The 20,874-nt window shown below is 71.2% G+C and carries 17 protein-coding genes; 11 read left to right on the top strand and 6 right to left on the bottom strand.

Going from position 1 to position 20,874, the window contains the following annotated elements; translation table 11 throughout:
* Positions 1-128: 128 nt before the first annotated feature.
* The 3 genes from BMY97_RS03360 to BMY97_RS03350 all read left to right on the top strand — a co-directional run bounded on the left by BMY97_RS03360 (position 129) and on the right by BMY97_RS03350 (position 3,942).
* On the top strand, positions 129-857 hold the full coding sequence (locus BMY97_RS03360; protein WP_091612186.1) for an LppU/SCO3897 family protein: 729 nt from the start codon (positions 129-131) through the stop codon (positions 855-857).
* A 157-nt stretch (positions 858-1,014) separates the two neighbouring features.
* A complete protein-coding gene (locus tag BMY97_RS03355; protein WP_091612183.1) occupies positions 1,015-2,289 on the top strand; it encodes a YeeE/YedE family protein in 1,275 nt (424 codons plus the stop codon).
* A gap of 126 nt (positions 2,290-2,415) precedes the next feature.
* A complete protein-coding gene (locus tag BMY97_RS03350; RefSeq protein ID WP_091612180.1) occupies positions 2,416-3,942 on the top strand; it encodes a DHA2 family efflux MFS transporter permease subunit in 1,527 nt (508 codons plus the stop codon).
* 69 nt (positions 3,943-4,011) lie between these two features.
* On the opposite strand, the gene BMY97_RS03345 is transcribed toward BMY97_RS03350, so the two are convergent.
* On the bottom strand, positions 4,012-5,232 hold the full coding sequence (locus BMY97_RS03345) for an acetyl-CoA C-acetyltransferase (protein WP_091612177.1): 1,221 nt from the start codon (positions 5,230-5,232) through the stop codon (positions 4,012-4,014).
* A 121-nt stretch (positions 5,233-5,353) separates the two neighbouring features.
* On the opposite strand from BMY97_RS03345, the gene BMY97_RS03340 reads away from it, so the two are divergent.
* From BMY97_RS03340 to BMY97_RS03310, 7 genes are all read left to right on the top strand, one after another.
* On the top strand, positions 5,354-6,103 hold the full coding sequence (locus BMY97_RS03340) for a pentapeptide repeat-containing protein (protein WP_177231150.1): 750 nt from the start codon (positions 5,354-5,356) through the stop codon (positions 6,101-6,103).
* A gap of 78 nt (positions 6,104-6,181) precedes the next feature.
* Positions 6,182-7,552 carry a cystathionine beta-synthase gene (locus BMY97_RS03335; protein ID WP_091612175.1) on the top strand — a complete coding sequence of 457 codons (1,371 nt, stop codon included), beginning with the start codon at positions 6,182-6,184 and terminating at the stop codon, positions 7,550-7,552.
* Positions 7,553-7,667: 115 nt separating this feature from the next.
* Positions 7,668-9,182 (top strand): hypothetical protein, encoded by a 1,515-nt coding sequence (locus tag BMY97_RS03330; protein WP_245787116.1) that lies wholly within the window; start codon positions 7,668-7,670, stop codon positions 9,180-9,182.
* Between the two features lie 264 nt (positions 9,183-9,446).
* The gene (locus tag BMY97_RS03325; protein ID WP_245787115.1) at positions 9,447-9,998 is read left to right on the top strand and encodes a hypothetical protein; all 552 of its coding nucleotides are present in this window, start codon (positions 9,447-9,449) and stop codon (positions 9,996-9,998) included.
* A 73-nt stretch (positions 9,999-10,071) separates the two neighbouring features.
* Positions 10,072-10,836 carry a hypothetical protein gene (locus tag BMY97_RS03320; protein ID WP_091612169.1) on the top strand — a complete coding sequence of 255 codons (765 nt, stop codon included), beginning with the start codon at positions 10,072-10,074 and terminating at the stop codon, positions 10,834-10,836.
* On the top strand, positions 10,833-11,795 hold the full coding sequence (locus tag BMY97_RS03315; protein WP_143086109.1) for a hypothetical protein: 963 nt from the start codon (positions 10,833-10,835) through the stop codon (positions 11,793-11,795). The genes BMY97_RS03320 and BMY97_RS03315 overlap by 4 nt, the downstream gene beginning before the upstream one ends.
* Before the next feature lie 50 nt (positions 11,796-11,845).
* Complete coding sequence (locus BMY97_RS03310; RefSeq protein WP_091612164.1) at positions 11,846-13,003, top strand: cystathionine gamma-synthase; 1,158 nt, start codon at positions 11,846-11,848, stop codon at positions 13,001-13,003.
* 66 nt (positions 13,004-13,069) lie between these two features.
* Here the strand turns inward: BMY97_RS03310 and BMY97_RS03305 are convergent, their stop codons facing one another.
* Positions 13,070-13,369, bottom strand: a complete 300-nt coding sequence (locus BMY97_RS03305) for a hypothetical protein (protein ID WP_245787114.1) — start codon at positions 13,367-13,369, stop codon at positions 13,070-13,072.
* A gap of 95 nt (positions 13,370-13,464) precedes the next feature.
* Here BMY97_RS03305 and ilvA point away from each other — a divergent pair, with 95 nt between their 5' ends.
* The gene (gene ilvA, locus BMY97_RS03300; RefSeq protein ID WP_091612917.1) at positions 13,465-14,667 is read left to right on the top strand and encodes a threonine ammonia-lyase; all 1,203 of its coding nucleotides are present in this window, start codon (positions 13,465-13,467) and stop codon (positions 14,665-14,667) included.
* 4 nt (positions 14,668-14,671) lie between these two features.
* Here ilvA and BMY97_RS03295 read toward each other — a convergent pair whose 3' ends face one another.
* Genes BMY97_RS03295 through BMY97_RS03275 form a run of 4 tightly spaced genes read right to left on the bottom strand, consistent with a single transcriptional unit; the run spans position 14,672 to position 20,854 of the window.
* Positions 14,672-15,553, bottom strand: a complete 882-nt coding sequence (locus BMY97_RS03295) for a ferredoxin (protein WP_091612162.1) — start codon at positions 15,551-15,553, stop codon at positions 14,672-14,674.
* A 5-nt stretch (positions 15,554-15,558) separates the two neighbouring features.
* Positions 15,559-16,401: an immunity 49 family protein gene (locus tag BMY97_RS03290; RefSeq protein ID WP_091612159.1), complete on the bottom strand. Its 843-nt coding sequence runs from the start codon at positions 16,399-16,401 to the stop codon at positions 15,559-15,561.
* Positions 16,402-16,406: 5 nt separating this feature from the next.
* Entirely contained in the window at positions 16,407-20,549 is a 4,143-nt protein-coding gene (locus BMY97_RS45755) for a hypothetical protein (RefSeq protein WP_143086108.1), read from the bottom strand.
* Positions 20,549-20,854 carry a type VII secretion target gene (locus BMY97_RS03275; protein WP_091612152.1) on the bottom strand — a complete coding sequence of 102 codons (306 nt, stop codon included), beginning with the start codon at positions 20,852-20,854 and terminating at the stop codon, positions 20,549-20,551. Before BMY97_RS03275 ends, BMY97_RS45755 begins: the two co-directional genes overlap by 1 nt.
* Between the last annotated feature and the right edge of the window lie 20 nt (positions 20,855-20,874).

Below are 20,874 nucleotides of genomic sequence, written 5' to 3'. Positions count from 1 at the left end.
CCGCCAATCAGGGGACCGGTGCGCCATGTTGATCACCCTGCGTGTTGGATATCGAAGTCCGATTTCCCTTCACACATGTGAGGTCGACGTTGAGCGTCATCCCTCCGGCCCCTGGGGGCCAATCGCCGGTGGGCCCGCCCGATCCCTACGGTCAGCCGTCCGGCGGGTTCCCGCCGCCCGGTCAACCCGGCCAGCCTGGTCAGCCCGGCCAGTTCCCGCCGGGGCAGCCCGGCCAATATCCGCAGCCCGGCCAGGCCCCGTACGGCCAGCCCGGCCCGTACGGTCCGCCGCCCGGGACGCCGTACGGCCAGCCGGGCCAGTTCCCGCCGGGCCAGTTCCCGCCCGCGCCGGTGGCGCCGAAGTCGAAGTTCCGGTTCCTCCGGCTCGGCCTCATCCTGGTCGTCGTGGTGGCGGCCGTGGTGATCGGCATCGTCAGCTACTCCAGCTCGCCGGAGAGCGCGCAGGTCGGTGACTGCCTGAAGGTCGCCGAGTTCACCAACGGCGTCACGCCGGACAAGATCGACTGCAACGACGCCGCCGCGAACGTCAAGATCGGCGCACGCCTGGACAACGCGTCCGACAAGTGCCCCGAGGGCATGTACGACGAGTACGAGGTCACCGGCCGTTCGGACTACCGCCTCTGCCTGGTGATCAACGCCAAGCAGGGCGACTGCCTGAAGGGCTACCAGTCGCAGACGGCCGGCTACCAGAAGGTGCCGTGCTCGGACCCGGCGAAGGATGCCGAGCTGGTGAAGGTCGTCGACGGTCAGGAGGGCGAAGCCGTCTGCCAGGGCACCGACGCGACCGAGTACCGGTCGTACTCCCAGCCCAAGCTGACGCTCTGCATCAAGTCCTGATCGGGCGGTAAGGCGAGCTGTAACAAAGGGGGCGTCCGGGGTCCGTTCGGATGCCCCCTCTCGCCCGTTCGTCGCACTCTTTGGGACAGGCTGCGACCGGCCGGTCACCCGCCCTAACCTTTGGCGCCCTGCTCCACCGAGAAGACCAGGAGTCCTGGTGGCGACCACTGAATCCCCAGCCGGAGACAACAAACTCCTCGATTTCCCCACCTCCTGCGCCGCGCCCGTGCCCCAGCCGGAAGACCCGGTCCGGGTGGTCCCGCTGGTGGTCGCGGGCGCGCTCGCGATCGGCCTGACCTGGTTCGTGTGGGCGAGTTACGGCGCCAAGTTCGGCGTCCTGCTCGTGCTCGGGCTGCTGCTCGGGCTGGCCCTGTTCCACTCGCGGTTCGGGTTCACCTCCGCCTGGCGGCAGCTGATCGCCGTCGGCAACGGCCAGGGCCTGCGCGCCCACACCCTGTTGCTCGGCACGGCCGCCACGCTGATCGCGCTGATCTGCGGCACCGGCGCCGGGCTCTTCGGCAGCAAACCGGTGCCGGTGGCGAACGTCGGGCCGATCGGGGTGGCGCTGTTCGTCGGCGCCACGCTGTTCGCGATCGGCATGCAGCTGGGCGGTGCCTGCGCGTCCGGCACGCTGTTCGCGGTCGGCTCCGGGCAGTCGACGATCGTGCTCACGCTCGGCGGGTTCATCACCGGCTCGGTCCTCTACACCTGGGGTTACCCGATTTTCGACGGCTGGCCCCAGGTTCCGGGCATCCTGCTCGCCGATCACGTCGGCTGGTTCGGCTCGTGGGCGATCACGATCCTGGTGCTCGCCGCCATCGTGCTGGTCACGCGCACCGTCCAGAAGCGGCGCCTGCCCCCGCCGGTCGACGTCGTGCCCACCGCCCGCGGGTTCGCGCGGGTCTACCGCGGCGCGTGGCCGATGCTCGTCGGCGCCGTCGTGCTCGGGGTGCTGGCCGGCGCCGTTTACCTTGTCTCCGGCGGGATCTGGGGCGTGACCAGTGCGTTCAGCCTGTGGGGCGCGAAGGTCCTGCAGGTGTTCGGGCTGCACCCGGAGCACTGGGAGTTCTGGCAGCTCAAGGCGAACGCGACCTCGCTGCACAGCCCGATCTGGAAGGACAAGACCAGCCTCACCGACATCGGCATCATGATCGGCGCCGCGGTGGCGGCCGCGGCGGCGGGCGCGTGGAAGATCCACAGCTCGATCCCTTGGCGCACCGCGGTCGCCGCGATCCTCGGCGGGATCCTGATGGGCATCGGCGCGCGGCTGGCCGGCGGCTGCAACATCGGCGCGTACCTCGGCGGCATCTCCGTCGGCAGCCTGCACGGCTGGCTGTGGGGGATCTTCGCGCTCGGCGGCACGTGGATCGGGATCAAGCTGCGGCCGCTGTTCGGCCTCGGCAACCCGGTGCCCACCGACAGCATCTGCTGAGGCCGGGATTTTTCGCCAATCCATCGTGGACGGTGAAGAATCCCCTTTCTTTCGCTTTCGGCAAAATCAGTGGAACCCCCCGGTGCGGGTCACTTATCCTCGGCCGCACAAAAGGGGGGTTTCCACATGCCTGCACAATCGGCCCCGTCCGGGCCCGGGGACAAGCTCGACCGGGACGTGCTGAGGGTCGCGTCCGTGGTCGTGCTCGGCGCGATCATGGCGATCCTCGACACCACGGTCGTCAACGTCGCGCTGCAGAAGCTGACGCTGGAGTTCAGCACCTCGTTCGACACCATCCAGTGGGTCGCCACCGGTTACATGCTGGCGCTCGCCACGGTCATCCCGGTCACCGGCTGGGCTTCGGACCGGTTCGGCACGAAACGGCTGTACCTGCTGGCGATCGGCACGTTCCTGGTCGGCTCGATGCTGGCCGGGCTGGCCTGGAACGTCGAATCGCTGATCATCTTCCGGGTCCTGCAAGGACTCGGCGGCGGCATGCTGATGCCGGCGGGCATGACGATCCTGACCCGCGCGGCCGGCCCGCAGCGGATCGGCCGCGTGATGTCGGTGCTGGGCGTGCCGATGCTGCTGGGCCCGATCTGCGGGCCGATCCTCGGCGGCTGGCTCGTCGACGCGGTCAGCTGGCGCTGGATCTTCTACATCAACGTGCCGATCGGCGTGCTCGCCTTCCTGCTCGCGCTGCGCCTGCTGCCGAAGGACGACCCGGAGCCCTCGGGCCGGTTCGACTTCGTGGGCATGCTGATGGTGTCGCCGGGCCTGGCGGCGCTGATCTTCGGCGTCTCGCGGATCCCGTCCACCGGCACCGTCGGCGCGGTCGAGGTGTGGCTGCCCGCGCTGGCCGGGCTCGTGCTGCTCGTCGCGTTCGTGCTGCGGGCGCTGAGGGTGGCGCACCCGCTGATCGACCTGAAGCTCTTCCGCAACCGGTCGTTCTCCGTCGCGATGATCACGATGTCGGTGTTCTGCGTCGGCTTCTTCGGCGCGATGCTGCTGCTGCCGACGTACTTCACGCTGGTGCGCGGCGAATCCGCGCTGCACGCCGGGCTGCTGCTGGCGCCGCAGGGCCTCGGCGCGATGCTCGCGATGCCGATCACCGGCCGGCTGGCCGACAAGATCGCCGCGCGCCGCATCGTGCTGCCCGGCCTGGGGCTGATCGTGCTCGGCATGGTGGTCTTCACCCAGGTCGGCGCGACCACGTCGTACGGGCTGCTGCTGTCCTCGCTGTTCGTGATGGGCCTCGGCATGGGGGCCACGATGATGCCGATCACCTCGGCCGCGCTGCAGACGTTGCGGCCCAAGGACATGGCCAAGGCGTCCACGGCGACGAACATCGTCCAGCAGACCGCGGGCGCCATCGGCTCCGCGATCATGTCGATCATCCTGGCGGCCCTGCTGGCGGCGAAGTTCGGCGTCTCGACCAGCCAGGGCCAGCTCGCGGCCACGGCCGCCACGCTGAACCCGGCCACGCACACCGCCGCGGCCACGCTGACCGCCGACTCGTTCGCGACGACGTTCCTGTGGGCGACGGTGCTGCTGGCGCTGTGCTTGATCCCGGCGTTCTTCCTGCCGAAGAAGCGCTTCGTGCCGGAGGCCGACGCGGACTCGGCCGCCCAGGTGGCCGTGCCGATGCACTGACCCTTGTCACGCAACGAAAGGGGCCGCTCACGCGCTGACGTGAGCGGCCCCTTTCTCGTTACGCAGCTGTCAGGAAAGGCGCTCCAGCACCATCGCCATGCCCTGGCCGCCGCCGACGCACATGGTCTCGAGGCCGAACTGCTTGTCGTGGTGCTGCAGGGAGTTGATCAGCGTCGAGGTGATGCGGGCGCCGGTCATGCCGAACGGGTGGCCGACCGCGATCGCGCCGCCGTTGACGTTCAGCCGGTCCAGCTCGATGCCCAGGTCGCGGTAGGACGGGATGACCTGCGCGGCGAACGCCTCGTTGATCTCCACCAGGTCGATGTCCGAAATGGACAGACCGGCGCGCTTGAGCGCCTGCTTCGAAGCCTCGACCGGGCCGTAGCCCATGATCTCCGGCGAAAGGCCGGTGACACCCGTCGAGACGACGCGTGCGAGCGGCGTCAGGCCCAGCTGCTTCGCCAAGGTGTCGGACATGACGATCACGGCCGCCGCGCCGTCGTTCAGCGGGCAGCAGTTCCCGGCCGTCACGCGGCCGTCGGGGCGGAACACGGGCTTCAGCCCCGAGACGCCCTCGATCGTGACGCCCGCGCGCGGGCCGTCGTCCTTCGACACCACGGTGCCGTCCGGCAGCGTGACGGGCGTGATGTCCTTGGCCCAGAAGCCGTCGGCGATGGCCTTCTCGGCGAGGTTCTGCGACCGCACGCCGAACTCGTCCATGTCCTCGCGCGTGATGCCCTTCAGCCGCGCCAGGTTCTCCGCGGTCTGGCCCATCGCGATGTAGACGTCGGGCACGTTGCCCTCGGTGCGCGGGTCGGTCCAGCTGCCCGAGCCCGACTCCGCGGTGGCCTTGGTGCGGTTCTCGGCGCCGGCGAACAGCGGGTTGTGCGTGTCCGGCCAGGAGTCGGAGCTGCCGTTGGCGAACCGCGACACGGCCTCGACGCCGGCGGAGATGAACACGTCGCCCTCGCCGGCCTTGATCGCGTGCATCGCCATGCGGGTGGTCTGGAGGCTGGAGGAGCAGTACCGCGTGATCGTGCAGCCGGGCAGGTGGTCGTACCCGAGTTCGACGGCGACCGCGCGGCCCATGTTGAACCCGGACTCGCCGCCGGGCAGGCCGCAGCCGAGCAGCAGGTCGTCGATGTCGCCCGCGTCGAGCTGCGGGACCTTGTCGAGCGCCGCCCTGATCATCTGCACGACCAGGTCGTCGGGTCGCATGCTGACCAGCGATCCCTTGCCGGCGCGGCCGATCGGGGAGCGGGCGGTGGAGACGATGACGGCTTCGGGCATGGCGTGGACACTTCCTCGGGTCGTCGGCACTAAGCGGTTGCTCACCATAGTGCCGCCTGTCACGCCCGCCGGAAAGCCGAAGGCGACGTGGGCCACTCCCGGTACTGGCAGGATCCCGTCCGTGACGAACCGGAGCCGGGCCCTGCGCACGAGCACGATCCTGTGGTGGGGGGCCGGTTTGATCGTGGTCGCCGCGGCCGCCGCCGTCCTCCTGCTGAGCACGCTCGGCGGCGGCAGCCCGCAGGACTCGGCCCGGCTCGACGCCCTGCGCACGGCCGCGAACATCGTCGTCGGCACCGGCGGGGCCGCCGCCCTGCTGCTCGCCGCGCGTCGCCAGCGTTCCGCCGAACTCGACCTGGAGCAGAAGGACCACGACGCGACCCAGCGCCGGATCACCGAGATGTACGGCAAGGCCGCCGACCAGCTCGGTGCCGACAAGGCGCCGGTCCGCCTCGCCGGGCTCTACGCGCTGGAACGGCTGGCGCAGGAGCATCGGTTCCAGCGCCAGACCATCGTCAACGTGCTGTGCGCGTACTTGCGGATGCCCTTCGACGAGTCGGCCGGCGAAACGCAGGTCCGCAAGGCCGCGCAACGCATCCTGACCGTGCACCTGCACCCGGCCGAGGACGGCGGCGACGCCTGGTTCTGGCCGGACATCGACCTCGACCTGGACGGCGCGGACCTGTTCGACTTCTCGCTGAAGTACTGCCACGTCCGCTCGGCGGTGTTCGCCCACGCGCGCTTCTTCGGGGCCACCACCTTCCGCGGCGCCGCGTTCGCGACCAAGGCGGACTTCACCCGGGCCACCTTCAAGACACCGCCCGACTTCACCGGCGCCGTCTTCCCGGCCGGGGTCTCCGCACCCGGCTGAGTGGACGGCCGCGCAGGTCAAGCGTTTAGGCTGGACGCCGACCGCCGAGATCCGGCGCGGAAGGGCAGGAGCGCAGTCGTGGAGTACGCCGAGCACATCGTGGATCTGGTGGGCAACACCCCGCTGGTCAAGCTGAACGCGCTGACCGAGGGGCTGAAGCCGCTGGTGCTCGCGAAGGTCGAGTACGTGAACCCGGGCGGCAGCGTCAAGGACCGCATCGCGCTGCGCATGATCGAAGCCGCCGAGCGCTCCGGCGAGCTGAAGCCGGGCGGCACGATCGTCGAGCCGACCTCGGGCAACACCGGCGTCGGGCTCGCCATGGTCGCGCAGCGCAAGGGTTACAAGTGCGTGTTCGTCTGCCCGGACAAGGTCAGCGAGGACAAGCGCAACGTGCTCCGCGCGTACGGCGCCCGCGTGGTGGTCTGCCCGACCGCGGTCGCGCCCGAGCACCCGGACTCCTACTACAACGTCTCCGACCGGCTGGTCCGCGAGATCGACGGCGCCTGGAAGCCCAACCAGTACGCCAACCCGGAGAACCCGGCCAGCCACTACCACTCCACCGGCCCCGAGATCTGGCGCCAAACCGACGGCAAGGTGACCCACTTCGTCGCCGGCGTCGGCACCGGCGGCACGATCTCCGGCACCGGCCGCTTCCTCAAGGAGGCCAGCGACGGCCGCGTCCAGGTCGTCGGCGCCGACCCCGAGGGCTCCGTCTACTCCGGCGGCAGCGGGCGGCCTTACCTGGTCGAGGGCGTCGGCGAGGACTTCTGGCCGGAGACCTACGACCGCGGGGTCGCCGACGAGATCATCCCGATCTCCGACGCGCACTCGTTCGACATCACCCGCCGCCTCGCGGTGGAGGAGGGCCTGCTCGTCGGCGGCTCCTGCGGCATGGCCGTGGCCGCCGCGCTGAAGCTGGCCGAGCGGCTGACCGAGGACGACGTGATCGTGGTCCTGCTGCCCGACGGCGGCCGCGGCTACCTGACCAAGGTCTTCAACGACGACTGGATGTCCTCCTACGGCTTCCTCCCGCCCGACTCCTCGGGTGCGACGGTCGGCGACGTGCTGACGAAGAAGAGCGGCTCGCTGCCCAGCCTCGTGCACACGCACCCGAACGAGACGGTCGCCGAGGCCGTCGCGATCCTGTCCGAGTTCGGCGTGAGCCAGATGCCGGTGGTCAGCGCCGAGCCGCCGGTGATGGCGGCCGAGGTGGTGGGCGCGGTCAACGAGCGCGACCTGCTCGACGCCCTGTTCACCGGAAAGGCGCAGCTGGCCGACCGGCTGGACGCGCACATGTCGCCCCCGCTGCCCACGATCGGCGCCGGCGAGCAGGTCAGTTCGGCGATGAAGGCGCTCGAGGCCGCGGACGGCGCGCTGGTGCTGATCGACGGCAAGCCCGCGGGCGTTGTCACCAGGCACGACCTGCTGGGCTTCCTCGCGGGACGATAGGGCGGAGCAAATCGGCGGAGCGGGCCGGGGCGTTACGAGCGCCTTGCCCCGCTATCCGATAGCGTGGTCGCGATAGAACTTTTTCGCGTCCTCGTCAAGGGGGTTCAAGACCCACATGAGTGCTCCGCAGCCACCGAACCAGCCCTGGGACGGCGGCCAGCAGCCGCCGCAGGGCCCACCGAGTGGTCCCACACCTCAGCAGGACAGTCCGTTCGGCACGTCGGAGCCGACGCAGGTGGTCCAGCCGGGCCAGCCGCAGCCCTCCTACGGCGGGGGTGCTTTCGGCGAGACGCCGGAGCCGACCCAGGTCGTGCAGCCGGGCGGGGGCCAGCCGGGTGACGCGAACGCGACGCAGATGGTCAACCCGCTGACCGACGGCGGCGCCGAGGCGACGCAGATGGTCGCGCCCAGCCAGCAGCCGCCCGCCATTCCGTACGCCCCGCCGCCGAGCGCGGCGGACAACCCCGCCGCCGTCGGCGGGTTCGGCCAGCAGGGCGGCTACGGCCAGCCCGGCCAGCCGTTCGGGCAGCCGGGCCAGCCCGGCGACCCGCAGGCCGCGTTCGGCCAGCCCGGTCAGCAGCCCCAGGGCTTCGGCGCCCCGGGCGGCTTCGGCCAGCCGCCGCAGGGCGGGTTCGGCCAGCAGCCCCCGGGCTTCGGCGCGCAGCCCGCGTTCGGCGCCCCGGCGGGCGGTGCCGGCGGGGCCGGCCTGTTCGGCTACATCGCCGGCGGGGTCACAGCCGTGCTCGGGCTGGTGGCGCTGATCATTTCGTTCAGCTACCTCGGCGACGCCAGCGACTACTCGAAGGCCATCGAAGGCGTGCCGCAGGCCACCGTCGACAAGGCACTGAGCGCGGCGGGGCTCGCCAGCCCCGGCACCGTGACGTTCTACGTCATCCTGATCCTGGTCGGCGCGATCATCGGCCTCGTGGGCGGTGTCGGCCTCGCGCTCGCGGGCAAGCTCGGCGGGCTCAAGAAGATCGTGCCCATCGTGGTCGCGGTCGGCGGTCTGGTCCTCGGGGTGTTCTCGATCCTGCTGCTCAACGGGACCACGGTGAGCAGCTCCTACCTCAAGCAGATGCAGGCGGCCGGCGCCGGCTCCAGCGGTCCCACCAGCACCGCGGGCCTGCCGACGCTGATCTTCGGCATCGTGATCCTCGTGGTCGGCGTGCTCGGCCTCATCCCGGCGACCGCCAAGTTCGTCGGGCTCGGCGACGCCGGGCCGCAACAGCCGGGCGGCCCCGGTGGCTTCGGCGGTCCGGGCCAGCAGCCCGGTTTCGGCCAGCAGCAGCCGGGCCAGTTCGGTCAGCCGGGTCAGCCGGGTCAGCAGCCCGGCTTCGGTCAGCCCGGCGGCCAGAACCCGGGCAGCGGTGGTTTCCAGCAGCCCGGTTTCGGTCAGCCGGGGCAGCCGCAGCAGCCGGGCCAGCCGCCGTACGGCCAGCCGGGCAGCGGCGGATTCCCGCAGCCGGGCCAGCCGCAGCAGCCGGGTGGTTACGGCCAGCAGCCCCCGCCGGGCTACGGCCCGCCGCCGGGTTACGGCCCGCCCCCGGGCCAGCAGCCGCCTCCCGGTTACGGCCCGCCTCCCGGCCAGCCGGGCGGGTACGGGCAGCCGCCGCAACAGCAGCAGTGGTGACCGTCTGACGGTCCGTGGTCGAAGGGCCCCTTCAGCGCCGACAACGCGTTGAAGGGGCCCTTCGCCGTTCGCAGCCGTTATTCGCGAGGAATTGAGAAATGCGGTTTTTCGGTAACAGTTCGCGTTATCGATCTTGATCCATTCCGAGGCCGGGGAGGTACGGGCACGGCTTCTTCATTCCTTCGCCATTTCCGGTCCATGGCCGCGTTTTCCGGGCTATGGTGAGCGCCGTCGTTTCCGGTGCGAGCTGATGGGGGAGCAGGAGTGGGTGGCCCGTACGGAGACCCAGCGCAGCCGCCGGAATCCAGCGAATCGGCGGCGGACCGGCCGATCCGGCGTCCGTCCGGCGCCACGGCCGTGATCGCCGCGCTGCTCGGGCTGGCCGCCGCCGTCATCGCCGGCTACGTGCCCGTCACGGTGTTCCTCGGCATCCCGTCCGGCTTCAGCCTCGGCGACCTTCCTCTGTGGACACTCGTGGACCTCGGCGCGTACCTCGTCGCCGGGCTGGTCCTCCTGCTCGGCGCGCTCGGCACGATCTTCCGCGCGACCGCGGGCGCGGTCCTGCTGATCCTCGGCGCGCTGCTCGCGATCGGGGCGCTCCTGGTCGAGTCGACACTCGTCAGCACCGCGGGTTACGCGGCTTATTTCCAGTCGGCGTTCGGGTTGCACAACACGCCCGGCACGGCCCGGGCGGCGCTGTGCGTGCTCGCGCCGCTCGTGCTGGTCCTCTCGGCGCTGCCGCCGACCTTCTCCTACCTCCGGTATCGGACACCGGTGGCGCGTCCGTACGGGGCGCACTCGCCGGGACAGTGGTGATTTTCGCCCCGAAGGGCCCGTCGACCTGGCACGATGATCCCCGACACCGCCCGCCGGATCTCGAGGACGCCCCGTGACCTACCCCCAGAACCCAGGACCGCAGAACCCTGGACCCCAGCAGCCGGGGCAGCAGCCGTATCCCGGGCAGCTCTACCCGGCGCAGCAGCAACAGCCCTATCCTGGCCAGCCGAGCCAGCCTTTCCCGGCCCAGCAACAGCAGCCGTACGGTCAGCCGCAGCAGCAGCCGTACGGGCAGCCGAGCCAGCCGTTCGGCGCGCAGCCGCAGCCGTACGGCCAGCAGCCGTTCCCGGCCTACCCGGGCGGTCCCGGCTCGATCCAGCCGCCCAAGCCCGGTGGCGGCACGGCCATCACCGCCGCCGTGCTGGCGATCCTCGGCGGCATCGTCGCGCTGATCAGCGTGATCGGCTCCGTCGCGATCGTCGCCGGCGGCTCCAGCCACTTCCTCGTTTTCGGCCTCGTGTCCCTGGTGGTGAGCCTGGCGATGGCCGGGCTGCTGCTCTTCGGCGGGATCACGCTGATCATGCACAAGCCGATCGGCCGGATGTGCGTGATGATCGGCTGTGGCCTCACGATCGCGTACACCGTGATCTCGCTGATCCTCGCGCTCGTCGGCGTGGGGGGCTTGGGCCGGACCGCGGGCGCGCTGGCCTACGGCTCGTTCGGTTCGATCCTCTCGATCCTGCCGCCGATCGCCACGCTGATCCTGGTGATCGTGAAGCCGACCGCGTTGTGGGTCGGCCTCGGCAACCCGAACCCGGGCGTCCAGCAGTACCCGGGTGGGTACTCCCCGCAGCAGGGCGGCCCGCAGGGCTGGTGACCGATTCTTTGACGTACGGCCATCCGCCGCGCCGTCGTGGCGCGGGCGCGACCGGGACAGTGACGGCGTTGCTCGGCTTCGGCATGGGCGGGGTCGCGGTGTCGACGCCGATCGTGCTGCTCACGAAGCTCCAGACCGGCGCCGTGCTGTCCGGCGGCGCGATCACCGTGCTCGTGCTGTTCGCCTTGGCGGGGCTGGTTTTCCTCGCCGGTGCCGCGACGACGTTCATCCGGCCGGCGGGCGGGCTGGTCCTGCTGATCGTCGGCGGGGTGCTCGCGGTGGCGCCGGCGCTCCTGGAACCGGTGCTGCTCGGTGCGCCGTACGGGAAATTCCTCGAGCGGTCCTTCGAGTTCCGCGTCGACGGCGCGTACGGCACGGTCGGCTGCCTCACGCTGGCGCCGCTGGTACTGGTGCTGGCCGTGGTGGGGCTGATCGTCCGGGGCGTGCACCGCGGGCACGACCGGGCGGTGGCCGAGGGACGGCGCGCGCCGCGCCAATCCCGGCTGCGCCTGGTGCTGGCCGCCAACCCGGCGCTGAACCGCCTGCTCGCCACGGTGGTGCTGGTGGCGCTCGGCGTCACCGGCGTCCTGCTCACGCTGTTCTCGATGAGCGACTGGCGCGACGGCAACGGCGTCGTCGCGCTGGTCCTCGAGTTCGCCTGCTGGCTGGTCGTGGCCGCGTCCGGGGTGGCGCTGCTCGGCGGGCAGCGTTTTGGCGCCCGGCTGGCGATCGGGGCGGCGACGCTGGCGTTCGTGAACGCGGCGGTCGAGGCGCTGGGCCACGGCTGGGACGTCTGGCCGGAGCTGGCGGCCGCGCTGGTCACCGGCGTCGTCGGCGTGCTGCTGGTGCGGCCGAAGCGGGCCGGAAGGGTGGTGTCGCCCGCGCACCCCGGGCCTTCGCCGTACCAAGGCGGACCCGCCGTCCCGCCTTATCAGGGCGGACCTCCCGGCGGCTGGTGAGATCAGTCCCACCTGACGGGATTGTCGGGGGTGGGCCGTACCCTGGGTGCATGGTCGACGACTACTCCGCCCTGGGCTTCGAAACACGTGCGATCCACGCGGGACAGAAGCCCGATCCGCGCACCGGCGCGGTCATCGTGCCGATTTACCAGACCTCGACGTACGCGCAGGATGGCGTCGGCGGCACGCGTGAGGGCGACTACGAGTACTCCCGCACCGCGAACCCCACGCGCACCGCGCTGGAGCAGGCGCTCGCGGCCCTGGAGGGTGCGCGCCACACGCTCGCGTTCGCCTCCGGCATGGCGGCGTCCGACGCGGTGCTGCGCACCGTGCTGCGCCCGGGCGACCACCTGGTGCTGGGCAACGACGCGTACGGCGGCACGTTCCGGCTGATCGACAAGGTGCTGAGCCTCTGGGGCATCGAGCACACCGTGGCCGACCTGTCGAAGATCGACGAGGTGCGGGCCGCGATCCGCCCGGAGACCAAGCTGATCTGGTGCGAGTCGCCCACCAACCCGCTGCTGGGCGTCGCCGACATCGCGGCGCTGGCCGGCGTGGCGCACGACGCGGGCGCGCGGCTGGTCGTCGACAACACGTTCGCGACGCCGTACCTGCAGACCCCGCTGGCGCTGGGCGCGGACATCGTGGTGCACTCCACCACCAAGTACCTCGGCGGCCACTCCGACGTGGTCGGCGGCGCGGTCGTCACCGACGAGGACGACCTGCGTGAGCAGCTGTTCTACCTGCGCAACGCGGCCGGCGCGGTGCCCGGCCCGTTCGACGCCTGGCTGACCCTGCGCGGCCTCAAGACCCTCGCCCTGCGCATGGAGCGCCACAGCGACAACGCCGAGCTGATCGCGCAGACGCTCGCGAAGCACCCGAAGGTCTCCGAGGTCTACTACCCGGGCCTGCCCGAGCACCCCGGCCACGAGGCGGCGGCCAAGCAGATGCGCCGCTTCGGCGGCATGGTGTCGTTCCGCCACGCGGACGGCGAGGAAGCGGCCCTGGAGGTCGCCTCGCGCACGAAGCTGTTCATCCTGGCCGAGTCCCTCGGCGGCATCGAGTCGCTGATCGAGCACCCGGGCCGGATGACCCACGCCAGCACGGCCGGCTCCACCCTCCAGGTCCCGGCCGACCTGCTCCGCCTCTCCGTCGGCATCGAGGACGCCCGCGACCTGATCGCGGACCTCAACGCCGCGCTGGGCTGAGCCCTCCCGTTCGCGAAAAACCCCGCGTCTCCGGTGGAGGCGCGGGGTTCTTCGTGCGTGGTGATCTCAGGGGCGGTAGCTGCTGGGAAGAGGGTGGGCGTTGTGCACCGAGTGGTGCGCCGCCGCTTCCTCCTCGGGTGAGGCCGGGGACAGCTCGGAGCCGTCCACGCAGCCGCCGACCAGCTCGACGTGGTTGTCGTGGCGGATGTACTGCGCGGGGCCGCCGCAGCCGGCCGCGTCCACGGTGAAGAAGGCCGCGCCGGTGAGGGCGACCGCGGAGACCACGCCGATCACGAGGGGCAGCAGACCGGCCGAACGGGTCACGCCCAGACGCCGGGCTTTCGGCGCGTCGCTCTCGGCGGCCATAGTCGCACTCCCTGATCACGTGTGGTTGCTGTTATCAGCGTACCGGTCGCCCGTCTGGTGCACTCCGGCCATAGGTGGGTGGCATCATCGCGACCATGGAACTGGTCAGCCTCGAGCGCGTTCAGGAGGCCCGCAAGCTCCTGGAGGGCATCACGCGCCTCACCCCGATGGAACACGCGCGCGACCTCCGGCGGCTCCACGGCGGCCCGGTGTACCTCAAGTGCGAAAACCTGCAGCGCACCGGCTCGTTCAAGATCCGTGGCGCGTACACGCGCATTCACGGCTTGAGCGCCGAGGAGCGGGCCCGCGGCGTGGTCGCGGCCAGCGCCGGCAACCACGCCCAGGGCGTCGCGCTGGCGTCTTCGCTGCTGGGGATCTCCTCGACGGTCTTCATGCCGCTGCGCGCGCCGTTGCCGAAGCTGGCCGCGACCCGCGGTTACGGCGCGGACGTGCACCTGTTCGGCGCCGTGCTGGAGGAGACGCTCGCCGAGGCGATCGCCTTCTCCGAGCGCACGGGCGCGGTGTTCATCCACCCGTTCGACCACGTCGACGTGATCGCCGGGCAGGGCACCGTCGGCCTGGAGATCCTGGAGCAGGTGCCCGGCGCGAAGACGGTGCTCGTCGCGACCGGCGGCGGTGGCCTGGTGGGCGGCGTCGCGTCCGCGGTGAAGGCGCTGCGCCCGGACGTGCGCGTGGTCGGCGTGCAGGCCGAGGACGCCGCCGCGTACCCGCCTTCGCTGGCCGCCGGGGCGCCCGTCCGGCTGGGCGAGCTGCACACCATGGCCGACGGGATCGCCGTCGGCCAGCCGGGGCCGGTCAGCTACGCGCATGTCTCCTCGCTGGTGGACGACATCGTCACGGTCACCGAGGAGTCCCTTTCGCGCGCCGTGCTGCTGTGCCTGGAGCGGCGGAAGCTGGTGGTCGAGCCGGCCGGCGCCGCGACGGTGGCCGCGCTGTTGCAGCACCCGGGCGCGTTCGAGCCGCCGGTGGTCGCGATCCTGTCCGGCGGGAACGTCGACCCGGTGCTGCTCCAGCAGATCATCCAGCACGGCATGACCGCCGGCGGCCGTTATCTCAAGCTGCACCTGCGCGTGCCGGACCGGCCGGGCTCGCTCGTCTCCGTGCTCAGCTGTGTGAAGGACCTGGGCGCGAACGTGCTCGACGTCGAGCACTCGCGGATCTCCGGCAGCCTCGCCCTGGGCGAGGTCGACGTCGCGCTGGCGCTGGAGACCCGCGGCCCCGAGCACTGCGCGGACGTGGAAGCCGCCCTCGCCGACGCCGGGTTCACCATCGTCTGACGTCCTAAGTGGACGGTGGCCCGGTGATCGAGGCCAGCGCCAGGTCCCGTGCGGGCTCGCCGACCTCCGGGACGGCGAACCGGTGCCCGCGGATGTGGCCCAGCAGCTCGGGATCCGGCGCGACCTCGTGCTCACGCAGGTAATACGCGACGGCGCCGGGCCAGACCCAGGTGCCGTCGGTGCTGAAGGTCAGCGGCACGACGTCGGTGCGCGACGGGTCGAACGCGTCGGTCTCGTACGTCCGCGCCGCGAGCACCACCGGCGCCGCTTCCAGGTACGCGAGCACCTGCTCGCGTTCGCCGGGTGAAAGCGGATCCCGTTCGACTACCGGCCGCCCGGCCTCGTCGAGACCGTCGTAGACGCGGGGCGTCCGGACGTCTTCGGCAGTCTCGGCCGGCGGGTGCGGCGTGCTGACGACCGGTGCCGCTCCCGGCTGTGGGTTCGACGGTGACAGCCCGGCCCTGGCGCGCAGCCACGGCGGGAGGAAGCGGTCGGCCCTCGGGAAGAACCGCAGCTCGTCCTGGAAGCCGATCGGCGGCGGCGCCTGCCGCCAGCCGGGCTCCTGGTCCGGCCGGAACTCGGCGGACGGCGGTCGCCGCGGGTCGAACACCAGGGTCGCGCTCAGCCAGGTGCCGCGTCCCGGCTGGTACATGCCGCTGCGCAGCACGCCGAGCAGCCGCACCGCCTCCGGGTGCGGCCGGACCGGGTGCGCGCGCCCGTCCGGCGCGACAACCAGGACGTCCACCTCGACGTGCCGTCCGGCGGCCCGGTAGTCGACCTGCAAGCGGCGCCAACCGGGTGCCGTCGCGGAAACGAGGGCCTGGCCGATGCGGGCGACGAGGTCACGCTGCCCGTCCGGGCCGAGCGGGACTGGAGGCTGGGTCATGTGGCTCAGCCGTCCGCGGGCCGGATGCCCAGGAGCAGGTTCGACGGCGCGTAACCGGACTGGACGTCCACGGTCATCCCGGCCGACCGCGCCAGCACGGCGATCGCCAGCGGCGCGAACGCGATGAACCCGTCCGGCTGCACCTCGTTGCCGCCCGCGGTCCAGTAGGCCCGGTGCTGCTCCAACGCGCCGGTGTAAGCCTCGGCGAACTTGGCGGAATCGCGCCGGAGCAGGTAATAGAACATCCGGATCGGCGGGTAGACGAGCCGCATCATCGCGTCCGGCGGCGTGAACCGGGCCGTGTCCGGGTCTGTGCCGTCCATCGCCGGCAGGAACAGCTCCGGCGTCACTTCTCCGTGCGACAGAAAGGTTTGCAGGGTTTCGACCCACGGGTACAGGTACGCGTCGTGCTCGATTCCGGACGCCCGCAGGAGTTCCAGCGGCACGGAGGCCAGCTGCTGGATCAGCGTGTCGTCCCGGGTGAGGACGGCGAGCCAGGCGGCGGTGAGCCACGCGCCGGGGTCGGCGCGCTCGTTCGGCCCGGTCCCGGCGAAGCGCATCGGACGGCCGACCACCGCCTCCACCTCGGCATCCGTGCCGGCCGCGGCGAAGATCGCCGCGGCGGCCTGCGCGGCGGTCCCGACGGCGTCCCACGTGTCGGGGTCGCCCGCGTCCGGATCGACCACGCTCCGGTACTGGGCGAGCATCAGCTCACGGCGCAGCACGTTCGCGAGCGCGGCGGTGTCCTTCTCCACGTAGTCCAGGTAAAAACCGACCTGGGGCGAGAGCGCTTCGATCTGCTTCCACGCCAGGTCGACGTCGATCGGGTGCCTTTCCACGGTGGTCATCGATCTCATTCCTCGCTGCGTGGTGCCGGACCGGGCGGCCGCAACGGTGACTGGTAGTCGTAACCGTTGAACGGCTTGTAATCGTAACCGAGGTTGCGATGGGGCGTGACGGACTCGTCGACGAGCGCGCGCACCTCGATGTAGTCGAGCCGCTTCTCGAGCTTCGCACGTTCCAGCGCGTCCGCCAGTGCGGGGTCGGTGAGCGCCATCCGCTTGACGATGTCGTCGAAGTAGGCGGGGTGGCCCTGTTTGTAGGTGCGGGCGATGTCGGGCAGGTAGCGCTCGCTCGACCCGCCGCCGGGGCCTTTCGCCTCGTGCACGATGTAGTGCGGCTCGCCGCCGTCGTGGTGGTCGACTTCCCAGATGTGGTCGAAGTTGCCGGGTCCGGGTTTTTCGCCGTCGACCGGGTGACGCGGGGTGATGTCCGCGCGCACGTTGCCGTCGGCGTCGACCACCTGGTAGCGGTGGCTGCCCTCCGGCGCGTCGGGATGCGGCCGCACGTCGAAGTCGTCGTCCGGGAAGGCCTCGCTGAACTCGCGGTGCAGCCGGTCGCGCACCGCGTGGCCGGAAGCCTCCTCGCCGAGGACCTCCGAGGCGTCGTTCTTGGCGTTGTGCGCCGATTTCCAGCCGTCGTCGTCCGCCGGGGTCTCGTCGAGGATCGCCTTTTTGGCTTCACGATCGGCGATCCGGTCCTCGATGGCGTCGTAGTCGTGGTCACGCCAGTTGCGGGTGTCGGAGTGCGGGCCGGGCACGTGGCCCTCGGTGCTCGGGGTGTCGTGGCCTCCGGTTTCCGCTGTGTGTCCCGCTTCGTGTCCCGCTTCGTGGCTCGGTTCGTGGTCCGACGACGGTTGGTCACGCTGCGGCGGATGCGTCGCCGAGCGCCCCTCGTCGAACCCGAGCGATTCGGCGGCGGGCCGGTCGTGCTTGAACGTCGGCTTGCCGTCGACGAGGTCGAGCGGGTGCGGCGGGTTCTCGGGATCGGCGGCCGAGTGCCGGATGCGCAGCTCGCGCACCCCGTTGTGGGTCGTCTCGTAGTAGTGCTTCTCGATGTACTCGGGGTCCTCGATGTTCTCGCGCGGCGTCCGGCCGTCGGGCCCGGGCCGGTCGCGCCAGTCCTCGGGTTCGTTCTCGTCGCCGCGGTGCCGGGAGCTGTCCGCGTCGACGTCATGCGGGTCGTGGCGCTGGGTGTCCGGCGCGAACCCGTCCTCCCCGACGTGATGCGACGTCCCGTCCGGGCGATGCACGGACCACTCCCCGTCCGGCGGAATCCGCGGCCGCATCCGCCCGTCCGGCCCGATTTCGTAGTCGGACGAGAAAACGCGCCCGTGCGAATCGGTCCACGCCGGCTTGTTCGGCGCCATCACCTCGGTGTCCAGCTCACGCGAGAGCCGGTGCGCGAAGTCATTGGACCCGGCATCACACCCGATCAGCCGAATGGGCCGCCCGTCGTAGTCCCCGTTGCGGCGCAAGACATCCGCGAACTCCTCCGGCGTGTAGAGCCGATCGCCGATCCGCGCGTGCCCATCCGGCGTCACATGCACGTCAGCAGTGAACCGCCCATCCGGATCCGCCTGAACGCGATGGGGCAGGTCGCCCATGTCCGCGTCCCCACGGTGATAGGAGCTGCCGGCCGGGGTGCTCTCGGCGTGGTGCCGGTTGACCTCGTCGGGGGTGAGGGGCTCGTTGTGGTGACCCGGGTTGTCGTGGTTTGTGGTGTCGTGGCGCGCGGTGTCGTGGTGACTGTCCGGCTGGTTGCCGTGGTGCGGGGTGTTTTGGCTCGGACTGTCGTGATGGGGGGTGTTGCTGTGCTGCGCACCTGGCCTGTCGTGATGTGGTGCGCCTGGGCTGTCGTGGTGTGGTGTGCCTGGGGTGCTGTGATGCGGTGTGCCCGTGGTGTCGCGGCGGGGTGTGCCCGGGCTGTGGTGATCCGGTGTGCCCGTGGTGTCGCGGCGGGGTGTGCCCGGGCTGTGGTGATCCGGTGTGCCCGAGGTGCCGTCATGCGGTGTGCCCGTGGTGTCGCGGCGGGGAGTGTTGCCGTCGGGTGTCCGATGTGGACCTTCGGGACCGGGCCTTGTGCCCCCGGGACCGCCACCGGGCCGCTGAGTGCCCGGCTGGGCCACGGTCCCTTGCGATCCGCGCGCCACGGGCACCGGCGCGTCACCCGGCCGCCGAGGCGCGGGTCCAGTGCCATCGCCGGGCCGCTGGGGACTGTGGGTGTTGGGGTCACCCGGGTGTTGGGGTCCGCGGGCTCGGGGATCGTCGCCGGGACGTCGCTGGCTGGGGGCGGTCCGCTCGGGGCCTGGGCGGCCGGTGGGCGAGTCCGGGGTGCGCGAGGTGTGGGCACCGGGACTGCCGGGCGTGCCCGTCCAGCCGCCACCGGAGCCGGGGCGGGCACCAGGAGCGCCACCACCAGGAGCGGCGGACGGCGAGCCGCCCGAAGCACCGCCACCAGGAGGCATCGAGCCTCCGGCCGGCGTTTGTCCTTGCGGTGACGCGGATCCACCCGGCGAGTCACCACTGCGTGGAGCTGGAGCACCGGCCGTGGCCTCGTTCGCCCGAGACGGCGCATAACCACTCGCCGACGTCGAACTGTCACCCGGACGCGAACCACCACCCGGGCTGTCCCCACTCGCGTGAGTTGCGGAACCACCGCCACCACCGGAATGAGACGCCCCACCACCACCCGAGTGAACCGCCGAACCACCATTCGACGGCGCCCCACCGGACTGCGGCGAACCCCCACCACCGGACGCGTGCGACACGGAACCGCCACCGGAATGTGACGCGGAGCTGCCGTGGGACGGGGAGCTGTTTCCGGTGCTGGCATGGGAAGAGGAGCCGCCAGTGGCGTGGGACGGAGCGTTGTCAGCGTGGAGGGTGGAAGGGCCGTTGCCGCCGCCGGACGGGCCATTGTCGCCGTGGTTGCCATTGCCGGTGGAGCGGTCGGACGGGCCACCACCCGGAGACCTGTCCCCTGTGGACGAAGAGCTGCCACTATCCGAGGTACGGGAACCTCCACCCGAGGAAGGGGAATCGCCGCCGGAGCCGGAACCCTCGCCGCCGGAGCCGGAGCTGCCGGAATCCGAGCCATTCGACCCCGAACCATTGGACCCCGAACCATTCGATCCCGAGCCACTCGATCCCGAGTCACCCGACCCCGAACCCGACCCAGACCCCGACCCAGACCCCGAGCCCTCACCATCAGCCCCACCGGCCCCAGACCCCGGCGAATCCCCGTCCCCGCCGCCGTGATGCCCGCCGGAACCGCCAGAACCGCCGGAACCGCCGCGCTGGAGAAACCCGCCGGCCTTGATGTTCTTCGTGCTGATCACATCGAGGCCGGTGACCTTGCCGGCGAGTTTGCCGAGAACCTTGATGATCTTGGTGAAAACGTCGGCGAGCTTGCCCAGCAACGGCGAAACCCGGCGCATCGTGTCGCACAGCTTGGTGAGCAGCTCGCTGATCTTCTCGCCCCACTTGGCGATCGCCGCGACGGCCTGCGCGATCACCACCGGCGTGCCGAAGCCGAGGGAGAAGACCTCCTCCAGCACCCACGCGATCAGCTTGCCCACCAGGTCGGCGATCAGGTCGCGCACCGTCTCGCGCACGAACGCGACGACCTCGCCCATGATCATCGTCACCGTGCCGATGGCGCTCGCCACCGTCGCCGCCCCGCCGATCGCCTCGGCGGCCTCCGCGGAGGACTTGCGGTACGCGTCGGCGGCGTCGCCGGTCCAGTCCGCAGTGCCGGTCTTCACGGCGTTCGTCAGCTCGGTTTGCCGTTCCTCCAACGACTTCGAGACGTTGCCCCAGCTTTCGGCGTACGACTGGATCACCGGCGGGTCGCCCGCCACCGAGTCGAGCATGTCCTTCAGCGGCTGCACGTGCTCCATCAGGAACGACGCCGCGGACGAAAGCAGATACCCGAACGGGTCGATCGCCGCGCCCGCGATCTCGCCGGCCAGGCTCAGCACGCCGAGGCCGCCGGAGACCCAGTCGCCGTCCTTGATGCCGTTGAACGCGTCCATCGCGGACTCGGCGACGCCGATGCCCGTGCCGTAGCCGTAGTCCCCGTTGCCCGCGGTCAGCGGGCCGGGGCCGTCGCCGTCCTGCTCCGGCTGGACGACGAGCGGGTTCGCCTCCGCCATCAGTCACCCGCCTTCATCGAGCCCGCGACGTCACCTTCGTAGGTCTGGTACGCCTTCGCCGCGTCGCGCACCTTCTGCGCCTGCGCGTCCATCGCGGTGACGGTGTCCTTGAGCGCGTTGATGCCGTACTCCTCCACCGGGTCGAGCATCATCCGGAACGGCTGGCAGAGGATGCCGTACGCGTCCGTGGGCATGCTGACCTGGTTCGCGGCGTCGACGGCCTGCTGCAGCGCGTCGCTGAGCGCGTCGAGCTGCCGGGCATGCGCTTCGAGGTCGGTGCCGACCTCGAATCCCTTTGGTGCCATGAGTTACGTCCCCCTGGAAT

It is taken from the genome of Amycolatopsis saalfeldensis (assembly GCF_900110575.1).
Classification (GTDB): domain Bacteria; phylum Actinomycetota; class Actinomycetes; order Mycobacteriales; family Pseudonocardiaceae; genus Amycolatopsis; species Amycolatopsis saalfeldensis.
This window is presented reverse-complemented; position numbering and strand designations above follow the sequence as displayed.